General features: G+C 60.4%; 11 protein-coding genes. 2 read left to right on the top strand and 9 right to left on the bottom strand.

What is annotated here, in order from left to right:
• Positions 1 to 130 precede the first annotated feature (130 nt).
• Positions 131 to 1750 (bottom strand): trehalase family glycosidase, encoded by a 1620-nt coding sequence (locus tag AC24GY_RS16585; RefSeq protein ID WP_487685287.1) that lies wholly within the window; start codon positions 1748 to 1750, stop codon positions 131 to 133.
• A 103-nt stretch (positions 1751 to 1853) separates the two neighbouring features.
• Between AC24GY_RS16585 and AC24GY_RS16580 the strand changes: the two genes are divergently transcribed.
• Positions 1854 to 3356 (top strand): alpha,alpha-trehalose-phosphate synthase (UDP-forming), encoded by a 1503-nt coding sequence (locus AC24GY_RS16580; protein WP_487685284.1) that lies wholly within the window; start codon positions 1854 to 1856, stop codon positions 3354 to 3356.
• 4 nt (positions 3357 to 3360) lie between these two features.
• Positions 3361 to 4158, top strand: a complete 798-nt coding sequence (gene otsB, locus AC24GY_RS16575) for a trehalose-phosphatase (protein ID WP_487685280.1) — start codon at positions 3361 to 3363, stop codon at positions 4156 to 4158.
• A 47-nt stretch (positions 4159 to 4205) separates the two neighbouring features.
• On the opposite strand, the gene ppsA is transcribed toward otsB, so the two are convergent.
• The 8 genes from ppsA to AC24GY_RS16535 form a co-directional block, all read right to left on the bottom strand.
• Positions 4206 to 6620: a phosphoenolpyruvate synthase gene (gene ppsA, locus AC24GY_RS16570; RefSeq protein ID WP_487685277.1), complete on the bottom strand. Its 2415-nt coding sequence runs from the start codon at positions 6618 to 6620 to the stop codon at positions 4206 to 4208.
• A 126-nt stretch (positions 6621 to 6746) separates the two neighbouring features.
• Positions 6747 to 7115 carry a hypothetical protein gene (locus tag AC24GY_RS16565; protein WP_487685274.1) on the bottom strand — a complete coding sequence of 123 codons (369 nt, stop codon included), beginning with the start codon at positions 7113 to 7115 and terminating at the stop codon, positions 6747 to 6749.
• 12 nt (positions 7116 to 7127) lie between these two features.
• Positions 7128 to 7724 (bottom strand): SRPBCC family protein, encoded by a 597-nt coding sequence (locus tag AC24GY_RS16560; protein ID WP_487685272.1) that lies wholly within the window; start codon positions 7722 to 7724, stop codon positions 7128 to 7130.
• 174 nt (positions 7725 to 7898) lie between these two features.
• Positions 7899 to 8414 (bottom strand): Hsp20/alpha crystallin family protein, encoded by a 516-nt coding sequence (locus AC24GY_RS16555; protein ID WP_422322059.1) that lies wholly within the window; start codon positions 8412 to 8414, stop codon positions 7899 to 7901.
• A 197-nt stretch (positions 8415 to 8611) separates the two neighbouring features.
• Positions 8612 to 9331, bottom strand: a complete 720-nt coding sequence (locus AC24GY_RS16550; RefSeq protein WP_487685269.1) for a L,D-transpeptidase — start codon at positions 9329 to 9331, stop codon at positions 8612 to 8614.
• 14 nt (positions 9332 to 9345) lie between these two features.
• On the bottom strand, positions 9346 to 10017 hold the full coding sequence (locus AC24GY_RS16545) for a response regulator (RefSeq protein ID WP_487685266.1): 672 nt from the start codon (positions 10015 to 10017) through the stop codon (positions 9346 to 9348).
• A gap of 7 nt (positions 10018 to 10024) precedes the next feature.
• A complete protein-coding gene (locus AC24GY_RS16540; RefSeq protein WP_487685263.1) occupies positions 10025 to 12514 on the bottom strand; it encodes a PAS domain S-box protein in 2490 nt (829 codons plus the stop codon).
• Between the two features lie 6 nt (positions 12515 to 12520).
• Positions 12521 to 12967 carry a response regulator gene (locus tag AC24GY_RS16535; RefSeq protein WP_422316047.1) on the bottom strand — a complete coding sequence of 149 codons (447 nt, stop codon included), beginning with the start codon at positions 12965 to 12967 and terminating at the stop codon, positions 12521 to 12523.
• Positions 12968 to 13199 lie beyond the last annotated feature (232 nt).

Raw genomic sequence — 13199 nt, 5'->3', positions numbered from 1 at the left:
TTTTTTCCATGATTCTTGGGTGGAGCTTGGCGGAAATTCGTCTTTGCCATGCTTTATGGTTGTACCTATTTATTAAACAGGGCTGCGTCACAGCTGCCGACTCATTTCGCGCACCCGGCCGGTTGCAGCTTCAAGCGGCGGTCGTGCGTGGTGGCAGCTGGATCCTGGAGGTGAAGGTCTGCTCCACGTCGAGGTCGCCGAGACAGCCCAGGTAATCGAGGAGCTCCATCGTGCATGCATTGGTCCAGCCAAAGCCGGGTTCATTGGTGGGGTAGCCGAATATGATCTTGCCCTGCACGTCACTGGTCATGTTCTCCACATCGTATTTTTCAAATAACAGTCCGGTGCGGCGGAACTCATTGATGACCAGTGTCACAAAGCGTCGTGCGATGCGGCGCGCCTCATGGCGGTAGCCATAGCGGTGCAGGCCCATGACGGCGAGGTAGTTCAGGGGTGCCCAGCCAAAGGGCTTGTCCCACTGGCAGCCGCTGAGGTGCAGGCTGGTGAGAAGGCCACCACGAGCCTCAAACTCCGGGAGGCGCGAGACGATGCGTGCGGCCTGCTCCCGTGAGGCCAGGCCCGCCCACATGGGCCAGAAGGTGGTGGCAAAGGGATAGGCTCGGCGCTTGCCTGCCCGTCCGTCGTAGTCAAAGAACATGCCGGCCTCTTCGTCCCAGAAGTTAGCGTTCATGATCGCCGCGCGCTGCCGGGCGCGATCCAGCCAGACATCGAGAGTGGCGGTGGCATCGAGAAACTCGCGGATTTTGGCGATGTCGAGTTCCAGCTTCCAGAGAAGCGTGTTGAGGCAGACGGGGAGGATGTCGAGCACATCCAGATTGGCGAAGCCGAAACGACCACTGACATCAAAGCCGGACTCGCGCATGCTGCGGTCGGCATGGTAGGCGTGGGGTGTTAGCGCGCCGGTCTCCGGATCCAGAAAGCTGCTGGCATCCTGCACATACTCGCCGCCTGCGGCGAGGTTCATGCGGAGGCGTTCATAATGATTGTGGCCGGTTTCGTCGACCTCTCCGCGAACCACTTCCGGTGCCGGTCCTTGAGCAAAGTCATAGTAGCGGGACAGATTGATGCCGGACACATGGTGCGGCGGCACGGACCAGTAGAAGTAAAATTTTTCGAGCAGGGGAAGGGCCCGGCGCAGCCAGGTGATGTCACCCGAGGCGCGGTACACGGCCAGCACCAGACGGCCGAGAAAAGGCGGATGAGAGCGGGTGAGGTAGTAGGTGCGGTTGGCCGTGAGGACGGTGCCATAATGCTCCACCTGATAGAGGCACTGGTCCGCGATGGCCCGGGCCATGGGCACGCGCCCCTGCCGCAGCAGGCCGAGAGCAATGAAGTAGCTGTCCCAGCCGTACATCTCATTGAAACGGCCGCCGGGCACCACATAGCGCCCCGGCAGAAAGAGCAGCCCATGCTCCTCGATACGGGCGGGGTCTGAGGGCAGCACCTTGAGCCGCACGGTGGTCGTCTTGCCGGTGGTGGATGATTTTTCAAAGATGCGCTGCACACGCGGGAGATCTTCTGAAGCCGAGATGTACACCGGACTGGAGTGGGTGCTGTCCTCGCCGAGTTTGACATCGCTCAGGGCCTCCGTGACCTGACGCAGCCCGCGACTGAGACCGTGCCACTCTGACTGGATATGGTGGACGAGCCGGGCGATGTCGGCTGTGGATGGAAATATGGGTTCTTCCTTGATCACAGAGAGGGGCGGTTTGTAGTTTTCTACCACCATTTGTCAGCGGGAGGACGATTGACTGTGTGAGACATATCGATTCACACGCGGAAATGGGATGTGACATTCAACCGAAATACCACCGGGTCATCCGGTCAGCACTATGATTTCCAGTCGCACATGGACCCGGGAGCTGCTGAGTGAACTGATTGAGACCCGGCTCGGCGGGGTGAAGTTCATCGTCGTCTCCAATCGTGAACCGCACATGCACCGCTATGGGGAGGGAGGTGATCTGGAATGCATCGAGACGACCGGCGGTCTGGCAACGGCCCTGAGGCCCATTTTGGCTGCCACGAAGGGAACGTGGATCGCCCATGGTGCGGGCAATGCAGACCGTGACACGGTGGATGAGCACGACTGCCTGGCCGTGCCGCCCGGGAATCCCAGCTACAAGCTGCGCCGTGTGTGGCTGACGCCGGAGCAGGAGGAGGGGTACTACTATGGCTTTGCCAACGAAGGGCTGTGGCCGCTCTGCCACATCACTTTCAAGCGCCCGGTGTTTCGAAAGGCCAACTGGGAGAGCTACCAGGAGGTGAACCGCTTGTTTGCCAGGGCCGTGATCGAGGAGGCGGGGAAGGAGCCTGCCATCATTTTCATTCAGGACTACCACTTCTGCCTGCTGCCCCACATGCTGAAAGAGATGGGGCATGAGAAGCTCATCGTCGCCCAGTTCTGGCACATCCCATGGCCGAATCCTGAAATGTTTCGCGCGTGCCCGTGGTCGCAGGAACTTGTGGAAGGCCTTTTGGGCAATGACCTGCTGGGCTTCCATATTCAAAACCACTGCCAGAATTTTTTCGAGACAGTGGACCGCTCTCTGGAGGCCCTGATGGATCGTGAGAGCTGGCAGATCACTCGTGGCGGCCACGTCACGCGTGTGCGCCCGTTTCCGATCAGCATCGACTTTGAGGCAGCGACGGCGCTCAGCACCAGCACGGAGGTGCAGGCCGCCATGGAGAAGTGGCGGCGCAAGCTGCGGCTGGGAGACCGCCTGCTGGGAGTGGGCATCGAGCGACTGGACTATACCAAAGGCATCCCGGAACGGCTGCGCGCGCTGGACTGCTTCATCGAGGCACATCCCGAATGGCGGGGGAAGTTTACGTTTGTACAGGTCGCCGCGCCCAGCCGGTCACATCTGCCGGAATATCAGGCTGTGGAGGATGAGATCGAGGGACTGGTGGACCACCTGAACTGGCGCTGGGGCCGCATGGGCTGGCAGCCGGTGGTGTTTCTGAAGCAGCAGCATGGCCCGGTGGACATGGCGGCCCTGCACCGGCTGTGCCGGTTTTTCATCGTGAACTCGCTGCACGATGGCATGAACCTCGTGGCGAAGGAATTTGCCGCCAGCCGTGCCGACAATGACGGGGTGCTCATCCTGAGCCGCTTCACCGGCGCCTCCCGCGAGCTGGACACCGCGCTGGGGGTGAACCCTTTTGCGATCGAAGAAACAGCGCAGGCCATTCACCAGGCGCTGACGATGGAGCCGGAGGAGCGGGAGCGGCGAATGAAGGCCATGCGGGAAAAGGTGGCGTATAACAATGTCTATCGCTGGGCGGGCAGCATCCTCTCCCGGCTCATGAAGCTGGACATCCCCGAGGCTCCTTGAAACCATGAAACCGCACTGGACTGAACAACGCAGCGCTTTGCAGTACTGGCTGCTGATGAGTCCGCGAATTCTGATCGGCTGTGACTTCGACGGCACGCTGGCTCCCATCGTGGCACATGCGGATGACGCACGTCTTCCGGCGTCCACACGGGAGGTGCTGCAGAGACTGATCGCCATGCCTGGAGTCACGCTGGCCTTCATCTCCGGCCGATCACTGGCAGACTTGCAACAACGAATTGGTCTGCCGGGCGCGCTGTATGCGGGCAACCACGGGCTGGAGATGACAGGGCAGGGGGGCTCAGTCACTCTGGCTCCCGGTGTGCTGGAAAGCCTGCTTGCCATGTGTGAAGTGCAGAATGGGCTGACGTCTTTGCTCAACCCGATTCAAGGTGTGTGGATCGAGGACAAAGGGCTGACGCTCTCCGTGCACTATCGCCTAGCGGAGCACAGCCGCCATGCGGAGATTGAGCGGCTTGTTAGACATGCGGTGAGTGAGAATAAGCATCTGATCGTCAAACCTGCCAAGTGCATCTGGGAAATCCGCCCGGTGGTAGACTGGGACAAGGGCACGGCGCTGCGGCAGTTCATGCAACACCAGCAAGTGCCCGCAGGCGCCACCGCTTTCCTGGGCGATGACATCACGGACGGTGATGCTTTCCGCGAACTGCCGGATGGGTGGACTTTCTTTGTGGGAGAGGATGAAAGCGTGGCCGCGCGGCTCTGGGTGCGTGATGTGCAGGACTGTGCCGCCCTGCTGGTATGGATGGCTGAGGTCAGAGCCGCAGCCCGAGTGCTGCGGTGAGAAAAAACCACTTTGCGTCCTCCTGTCTGTGCGGCATGCCGCCACGATCATGGAACACTGGCCAGCGCCAACTCCTTTTCCAAAATGGCGAGGCTGGTTTTTAGCACGGTGTCGGGGTTCAGTGAGATGCTGTCGATTCCCTGCTCGACGAGGAACTGGGCAAACTCGGGATAGTCGCTCGGAGCCTGGCCGCAGATGCCGATCTTGCGGTGCTTTTCACGGCAGACTTTGATGACCTGGGCGATCATGTTTTTCACGGCGGGGTTCCGTTCGTTGAAGATGGGCGCGACGATCTCGCTGTCGCGATCCACACCGAGGATGAGCTGGGTGAGGTCGTTGGAGCCGATGCTGAAGCCGTCAAAGATCTCGGCGAATTCGGCTGCGAGGATGACGTTGCTCGGAATCTCGCACATGACGTAGATCTCCAGGCCGTTGGCTCCGCGTTTGAGACCATGCTTTTCCATCTCCGCCTGCACGCGCTGGCCTTCTTCGATGGTGCGGCAGAAGGGGATCATCACTTTGAGGTTGGTCAGTCCCATGTCCTCGCGCACGCGGCGCACGGCCTGGCATTCGAGGGCGAAGCCCGCCTGATAACGCGGATGGTAGTAGCGTGAGGCACCGCGGAAGCCGATCATGGGATTCTCCTCCACCGGCTCATAAGCCTTGCCGCCGATGAGGTTGGCGTACTCGTTGGACTTGAAGTCGCTGAGGCGGAGGATGACATCCTTCGGATAAAACGCTGCTGCGAGCATGGCGACGCCCTGTGCGAGTCGATCAACAAAGTACTGCGGTTTGTCCGTGTAGGTGCTGGTGAGCTTTTCGATTTCCGCTTTGGCCGCCTGGTCTGCGAGCTTGTCAAAGTCCAGCAGCGCGAGCGGATGCACCTTGATGTAGGTGTTGATGATGAACTCCATGCGGGCGAGGCCGACGCCATCGTTTGGGAGGAATGAAAGCGCGAAGGCCTCCTCGGGATTGGCGAGGTTCATCATCACCTTGGTGCGCGGGCGCTGCAGGTCTTTGATGTTGGTTTGCTGCACTTCGAAGGGGAGACTGCCTTCATAGACAAAGCCTGTGTCTCCTTCTGCGCAGGAGAGCGTGACAACCTGGCCTTCCTTGAGCAGTTCGGTGCCGTGCTCGGTGCCGACGATGGCGGGCACGCCGAGCTCGCGGCTGACGATGGCGGCATGGCAGGTGCGGCCGCCGCGATTGGTGACGATGGCGGCGGCCTTCTTCATCACCGGTTCCCAGTCGGGGTCGGTCTTGTCGGCCACGAGGATGTCGCCTTCACGGAACTCACGCAGATACTCGACGCTCTTCACCACGCGCACGGGGCCGGATGCAATCTTCTCACCGACGCTGCGTCCGGTGATGAGGACTTTGCCATGCTGCTTTAGCTTGAAGGTCTGGATGACGTCGCGGTCTTTCTGCGCCTGCACGGTCTCAGGCCGGGCTTGAACGATGAACAGCTCGCCGGTGCGGCCATCCTTCGCCCACTCGATGTCCATCGGCGTTGGCTGGCCGCGTTTGGCGGAGTAGTGGTCTTCAATGATGCAGGCCCAGCGGGCGAGCTGAAGGATATCCTCATCGCTGAGTGCAAAGCGTGCGCGGTCTCCGGGGGAGACGGGCACATTCTTGACCATGCGGCTGCCACCGTTGTCATAGATGAGCTTGAACTCCTTGGAGCCCACACGCTTCTGCAGGATGGGCCGGAAACCCTGTTTCAAGGTGGGCTTGAAGACGTAGTATTCGTCTGGATTCACGGAGCCGAGCACGACGTTCTCGCCCAGACCATAAGCGGCATTGATGAGCACAGCGTCGCGGAAGCCGGTCTCGGTGTCGATGGTGAACATGACGCCCGCAGAGCCAAGGTCAGACCGCACCATGCGCTGCACGCCGATGGAGAGCGCAATGGCGGTGTGCTCAAAGCCCTGATCCACGCGATAGGAGATGGCGCGATCGGTAAACAGCGAGGCAAACGAACGCCGGCAGTGCTCCAGCAGCGAGGCGTTCCCCTGCACATTGAGGTAAGTCTCCTGCTGACCTGCAAAGCTGGCATCCGGCAGATCCTCCGCGGTGGCGCTGCTGCGCACAGCGACATCCAGCGGCAGCTTGCCGGGGCCGCTGAGACCCAGATAAGCCGCCAGAATTTCATCTGCCAGATCAGAGGGGAGCGCCGTGGCGAGGATGGCCTGGCGCACCTCGCTGCCGCGTTGCTGGAGGTTGTCCATGTCGGCGGTGTTCAATCCGCTGAGAATCTCCTGGATGCGCACCTCCAGCCCCGTGCTGCGCAGGAAATGACGGTAGCCTTCTGCGGTGACGGCGAAGCCATCCGGCACCTTCACGCCCTGTGAGCTGAGTTCATGGAACATTTCGCCCAGTGAGGCATTCTTGCCGCCGACGAGTGGAATGTCGCCAATCGAGATGTCGGCGAACCAACGGATGAAACGAGGTGATGTGGTCATGGTATAAACTTTCACGTCTTGGCAGACTTGCTCGGCCAGCATTGGCGAACACTGGGCCGATCATGTGGCCCTCGCGAACGAGCCGGGTTCAAGCTGTTTCCTCCCAGCAGGTGGGTACGCCCATATTCAGGACAGCTTCAGCAGAAAGATGTCAGCCCCGGGATACGCAGCCGCTGCGCGTGCCGCCCATGCTGCGTCAGCAATCACGATCACGGCTGTCATCACGGCAAATGAGGGCAGAACTTCATGGAGCGGCAGATAACGGACGCCTTCTGAATCGTCCTCCATCTCCTTCTGGCTGGAGCGCGCCACATAGGCATAGCCATCGTGGTTGAGGTGGTGTGCCAGAGCCTTCACCCTGTCATCGGGCGAAAGGGCAGCCGAGCCGCATGCGACGGGCTCAGGGGCGATGATGAGAAAGTTGCGGTAGGGCGGCTGACGCTCTGCATCAGAAACTGCCGCACGAATGGCGAAAACCTGGAGGGCTTGTTTCATGGGGGGACGAGATCAGCTCTCAGTTCTTGCGAGGTCTGTTTCTTGAGTTTCCACTGCCTGCGCGGTTTGGGCCATGCAGTCCTGAAAACGTTTCATGCTATGCTCCAGGGAGCGGCTGAGCGAAGGCATGGGATCGCCAAGCCATCGGTGCACGCCGCTCAAGTCGAAGCCGACTTGCACCATGATCCAGGTGCGGAGGTGGCTGATCGGCTCAAAGCATACGGCACCAAAGCCGGGGTGAGGTGTGCCCTGAACGCTCTTCCAGGCGATGCGGTCAAAGGGCACCTGCTCGCAAACTTTCGCCTGCCACGCAAACTGGTCGAGCGTAGTCCGGATGCGCCAGGTCATGCGGCTGCCATCATGAGACTCGGGCAGTTCAGTCCCCCGCATGAAATGGGGAAACTCATCAAACCTGATCCAGGCATCATAGGCAGCAGTGAACGGAACAGGCACCTCGATGGACATGACCAGATAAGATCCTTCTTCATCGCTGATCGTGCTGAGGATGAGGTTCAGTCCGTCTCCAGAAAGCACCGCATCTTCGCACACGATTTCCAATGAGGAAGGCTCAGCGCCAGCATCCTGCTGCTGCTTAGGGGGCGGTGGCATCCGTTTCTGTTTGCCGGCCTTGACTCGTGGTAACAGGGAATGCCGCCGGGTGGCGTGGCCGCAGTGTCTGCGCTCCTGGCGATAACGCTTGGTTTTCATGGCTGATGGTTGGCTCATAAGTGGGATTGCTGAGGGACGGCGGCCTGGCGCGTGAGGAAAGGCCGCCATGCGGCGCTAGCGTGCTTCGACGTCGGTCATGCGGGATCGAGGTTTTTCACGCCTGGGCAGATGGACGATCAGAAGATCCCCCTTGAACTCCATGCTCGCCGCTTCGCTGACCACATCCTCCGGCAGGGTGAAGTTCAGCAAAAAGCTGCTGTGCTGGCTCGTGAGGCGGTGATAATGCTTCTCCTTGTTGTGCTCCTCAAATTCGCTGGTGAGCTCAGCGGAGATGGTCAGCACATCGCCGTTCACCATCGCGATGACTTGATCGTGCCCGACATCTGCCAGCTGCGCTGTGACCATGTATTCATGCGGACACTCCAGGAAATCACAGGCCGGGTTTAAAGCCGGTTGCGAATGCAGTTTACGCGGGCTGCCAAGGTCCGTCAGCCAGCGGTGCTTGAAAAGTGAGCCGACCCGACGGGCGAGACTGGTCAGATTCAGATCGCGGGACGTGTGGCAGTTTCCTCCGTCTGAATCTTCACCGTCGGACAAAACCGGCCGGAGCTGCCTGGAGTGTGCGGGCATGCAACCACCGGAAATTTCACTTAAAATTTCCTGTCTCAGATGGCGGATGTTCCCGGCGGCTGGTGTCTCCTGCTGAAAGTTTCCAGTTCTCATGCGCCGATGCTAAAATGTGCGCAGGCATGGGCAATGGGGAGACTCTCCCGACGCATCTCAGCCAATGGCTGAGGCGATCCCGGCTTGGTGGCAGAATGCCCGCATCAGTTCCGCACCACGCGCACGGGGCTGCCGTTGTCCACCCACTCGTAGAAGAATTTGGCGGGATTGCCGCCGTCCAAGGGGACGCGGATGCAGCCATGGGAAGCTGGGTAATTTGGCACGGAGGTGAAGCCGTGGATGAAGACGTTGCCGTAGATCTGCACGCTCCATGGCATGGGCGCGTTGTTGAAAAGCTTGGAATAATGCATCCGCTGACGGAAAGGGCCTGCGGTAAAGTTACCGGCCGGAGTGCGACCATAGCGGCCGGAGCTGATGTGGGTTTGCAGCACCAGGCGGCTGCCCTGCCAGGCACGGAGCTGCTGTTTGGCCAGGCTGACTTCCACCTGCTTGGGGCTGACGATGAGGGTGAAGCGGTGAAAGCCCCACCCGACCACGATGCGGCCGTCTTCCTCACGGATGAAGACTCTCGCGCCTGCCAGTTCGAGATCACTGGTGCGGATGAGCTCCGTGCCATCGATGAGCTGGCGCAATGAACCGGCGGGCACGGCAACGTCGTGAAGACGAACACAGCGGCCAATCTCATCACGCTGCACCTTCCAGTGCAACTGATCCGCTGCTTCATTGAGGGGCACGTAAATGACACCGGGCACCAAAGCGAAAGTCACGGCTTCCAGCGGCGCTTCGGCCCGCAGCGTGGTCTGGCCCAGCCAGACCTGGCATGCCAGGCAGATGATGAGGGTAAAGCGGGTCAATAAAGACATGGGAGGAGGAAGCTTCATACCTGCTCCCCCACCCAGCGGACGGCGTAGTGGATGAGTTCGGTGCCGTTTTTGAGGCCGAGCTTTTCCTTGATGTGGCCGCGATGAGTGTCCACGGTTTTGAGGCTGATGTGGAGTTCCTGGGCGATGGCGCGGTTGTCCTTGCCCTGGCCGGTGAGGCGGAGGATTTCGAGTTCGCGGTCGGTGAGTTTTCCCACGGTGGAGGTGCTGGCGGAGGAGCGGGGGCGGGAGAGGGCGTCGAGGATGGCGGAGGCGGTGCTCTCGCTGGCATAGACCTGGCCGTTGAGAACTTTGGTGATGGCCTCGCGCATCTTCTCGGGGCCTTCCTGTTTCATGATGTAGCCGCGCCCGCCAGCACGCAGCACACGCTCGGCATAGAGCTGCTCGTCATGCATGGAGATGATGAGCACGGGAAGTTCAGGCCGCATGGCATGGACGTCCTGAAGGAGCTCAAGCCCGCTTTTGCCGGGGAGATTGATGTCCATGAGGACGAGATCGGGATTGAGCTTGGAGATGGAGTCAAAGGCGTCGTGGGCGTTGTCGGCCTCACCACAGACAACGACACCGGGAATGGCTGCGGCGATGCGGACAAGGCCATCACGGAAGACGGGGTGGTCATCGACGATGAACACTTTTTTAGCGGGCGGACCGGATGCTGTTTTAGCCATGGTGGTGTTAGGTTGAGGCAGGTGATGTAGGAATGGTACAGAAAACGGTGGTGCCGAGGCCGGATTGATTGCGCTGGATGTCAAGAATGCCGCTAATCATGTCGGCGCGGTACTTCATGATGCGAAGGCCCATGCCCAGGTGTTTGGGGTTCAGTTCGGTGATGCCCCTGCCATTGCCCTTGTCGTGAATGGAAAGCACGGTGCGGTGGAGATTGGTGGAGATCTCGATGTCGATCTCCTTGGCCAGACCATGCTTGACGGCGTTGGTCACGGCTTCCTGGGCGATGCGGTAGAGGTGCGTGGCGGTGGTGTTGTCCGTCTCCATGGATGGGGGGCATTTGCAGCGGCATTGAATGCGGAACATGCTGCTCGTGCGCTGGGCCAGCTCATCCAGCGCGGCAACGAGACCGCCCGCCTGCACGGCCACAGGATGCAACCCGCGCGCGAGTGACCGTGTCAATGCCAGGGCTTCCTTGAGCAGGCTGGCGATTTTGTCCGCGCTTTCGACTTCGGATGATTTCTGCTCGATCAGGCGGGATTTGAGCAAGTCGCAGAGCAGCCAGAGGCCCGCGAGCTGCTGGCCCAGGTCATCGTGCAAATCCTGGCCGATGCGCTGCTGCTCGTGCTCACTGATGTGCAGGATTTCCTTTTCGAGCTTTTTGCGCGCGGCAATCTGCTGTTTCAATTCGGCATTGGTGTGCTGAAGCTGCAGAGTGCGTTCTTCCACGCGTTTCTCCAGTTCGTCATTGAGCCGGCGGATCACCTGCTCGGCGCGTTTGCGCTCGCTGACATCCACATGGGCGATGACGACGGAATGCGGGCCGTTGCCTGAGAAGGGGGTGACGTAAACGACAAACCAGCGCTGCTGGGTGGGCGAATGGCAGGCGTATTCCATGCTGAAGTGCGCGGATTCACCGCTCATGACATCGCGAACGCCGGCGGCAAAGCGTGCCGACTCTTCGACTCCCTCCGCCGCAGCCGAATCGCACAATTCCAGGTAGTTTGAGCCGATGGCCCCGGCATTGATGGCTCCACCTTTCTCCTGGACGAAGGCTGTCCAGGACTTGTTCGCGCTGATAATCCTGCCGTGGGCATCCAACACGACAATGCTTGCAGGTATGGCCTCCAGCGTGGACTCGGCGAAGTGCCGTGCTTTCAGAATTTCATCTTCCGCCTGCACCCGGTCATTGATGATTTCGGCAAAGAGAATGAGTCCTCCGATTTTACCCAGGGCATCGTGCCATGGGCGGATCTCCCATTTCACCCAGTCGATGCTGCCGTCTGCGCGGGGGAACTGGTCGCGAGCGCAGCTCTCGGTGGCACCGGCCAGACAACGCTGGTGGATCTGCTTCCAGCGCTCAGGGATGTCAGGGAAGACTTCATAATGTGACCGGCCGATGAGGTCGCCGGTGTGGAGCCGGAAATCCTTCGCCCAACGGTCATTGACGATGAGGTAGCGCATGTCGCGATCAAACATCACCACGGGTGCGGGTGCATTTTTGATGAAGAGGCGAAGGCGCTCCTCGCTGGCGAGCAGGGCCTGCTCAGTTTGCTTGCGGTCGGTGACGTCCTCCGCGATGCCCACAATGCAGCGAACGGAGCCGTCCTCATGGTAGAGGGTCGTGGCTGTGCCGCTGACCCAGATCATGGCCCCGTCCTTGCGGAGATATCGGCGCTCTGTTTCATAGGTGGGGAGCTTTCCATGCAACACCTGCTCCACGCGCTCCCGGTTGATAACTTCATCGTCTGGATGGGTGAGATCTCGTGGGGACATGCCGGCCAGCAGTTCTTCGCGGCTGTAACCGGTGATGGAGCAGAAGCGGTCATTGACCCGGGTGAAACACCCATCGGCCCCGACTTCGACGGTGCCAACGCCGACGTTTTCAAAAAAGCCGCGGAACCTTGTTTCGCTCTCGCGCAGCGCCGCCTGAGCCTGCTCGGCCTTTTCGCGGGCAGCAATGGCTTCTTCCATCAGATGGAGCGCCGCCACCCGTGACTCGCGCAGCGACTGATTGGCCTGGGTGAGTTCCGCAGTGCGCTCGATCACACGGCGCTCGAGTTCGGCGTGGGAACGGGCCAGTGCCTGCTCAGCGGCGGTGAGGCGCGCCTGCTCCTCCAACCGTGCCAGCGCGCGCTGCACCACGGTGGACACCATGGTGATGAAGTTTGCATCCTTGACCAAGTAGTCGAGAGCACCACGTTTCATCATCTCAACAGCCACGCGCGCGTCCCCCTGGCCGGTGATGATGATGAAGGGCAGGTGATCATGAAGCCCATCCAAGTGGTCGATCAGATCGTTTCCGCGCAACCCCGGCAGCTTTAGATCCAGCAAAACCAAGTCTGCGGCGTTGTCCTTCAACCAACCAACGGCCTCTTCGCCGGAGTGGACGGCGGGAGCATGATGGCCGTCTCGCTCCAGCTCACGCGTGATGAGGCGGGAGATGCCCGGATCATCATCCACCACAAGAATGGTCGCTGGCGTGTGCGGCTGGGCCATGAGGGGTCAGAGTTGGTCGTTGATTTCGGGGACCTTCACGAGGGAGACGAAGAGGCCGAGCTTGGCGATGGCCTCGGCGAACCTGTCGTAGTCCACGGGTTTGACGATGTAGCTGTTGCAGCCCAGCAGATGGCAGCGCTCGATCTCGCGCGGATCATCCGTGGTGGTGAGCATGATGACCGGCAGCTTGCGCAGGAAGACGTCTTCCTTGATCTGGCGCAGAGCCTCCACGCCGTCCACCTTGGGCATGCGGATGTCCAGCAGCAGCAGGTAGGGCGTGTCCGTCCTGCGATGCGGGCCGGGTCCCCGACGGAAGAGGAAATCCAGCACCTCCTGGCCGTTTTCGCAGCGCAGGATGGGGTTGTGAAGTCCCACGCGGTTGAGACTTTTTTCAATCAGCCGTGCGTGTCCGGCGTCGTCTTCCGCGATGATGATCACCAATTCCTGCATCATGGTCATGGATTCCTCGAGGTGGGGTCCAGGGGCTGCAGAAGGACTTCAGTTTTCATGTTCAATACGCATTGAAAATGAACCGCTCAGGTGGAGCCAACAACGAGGCAGAGGAAGTTCACGTCTCATCCAATGACTGAGAGGGGCTGCGAGTTTTCTCTGAGACGACTTTGGCGCGGCGGAGCGTTCGGAAGGATGATGTGGGACAGGCATGGCACGGGGCAGGATGAATTCC

This window comes from Prosthecobacter sp. Pr1, from assembly GCF_057652315.1.
Note: the sequence above shows the minus strand (reverse complement) of the source record. Positions and strands in the feature narration are given on the sequence as shown.

What these genes read in the sequence shown, in the direction of transcription:
- ppsA (WP_487685277.1), bottom strand. Translation starts at nt 6,620, where the DNA reads ATGACCACATCACCTCGTTTCATCCGTTGGTTCGCCGACATCTCGATT.
- otsB (WP_487685280.1), top strand. Translation starts at nt 3,361, where the DNA reads ATGAAACCGCACTGGACTGAACAACGCAGCGCTTTGCAGTACTGGCTG.
- AC24GY_RS16565 (WP_487685274.1), bottom strand. Translation starts at nt 7,115, where the DNA reads ATGAAACAAGCCCTCCAGGTTTTCGCCATTCGTGCGGCAGTTTCTGAT.
- AC24GY_RS16580 (WP_487685284.1), top strand. Translation starts at nt 1,854, where the DNA reads ATGATTTCCAGTCGCACATGGACCCGGGAGCTGCTGAGTGAACTGATT.
- AC24GY_RS16540 (WP_487685263.1), bottom strand. Translation starts at nt 12,514, where the DNA reads ATGGCCCAGCCGCACACGCCAGCGACCATTCTTGTGGTGGATGATGAT.
- AC24GY_RS16535 (WP_422316047.1), bottom strand. Translation starts at nt 12,967, where the DNA reads ATGATGCAGGAATTGGTGATCATCATCGCGGAAGACGACGCCGGACAC.
- AC24GY_RS16545 (WP_487685266.1), bottom strand. Translation starts at nt 10,017, where the DNA reads ATGGCTAAAACAGCATCCGGTCCGCCCGCTAAAAAAGTGTTCATCGTC.
- AC24GY_RS16585 (WP_487685287.1), bottom strand. Translation starts at nt 1,750, where the DNA reads ATGGTGGTAGAAAACTACAAACCGCCCCTCTCTGTGATCAAGGAAGAA.
- AC24GY_RS16550 (WP_487685269.1), bottom strand. Translation starts at nt 9,331, where the DNA reads ATGTCTTTATTGACCCGCTTTACCCTCATCATCTGCCTGGCATGCCAG.
- AC24GY_RS16555 (WP_422322059.1), bottom strand. Translation starts at nt 8,414, where the DNA reads ATGCCCGCACACTCCAGGCAGCTCCGGCCGGTTTTGTCCGACGGTGAA.
- AC24GY_RS16560 (WP_487685272.1), bottom strand. Translation starts at nt 7,724, where the DNA reads ATGCCACCGCCCCCTAAGCAGCAGCAGGATGCTGGCGCTGAGCCTTCC.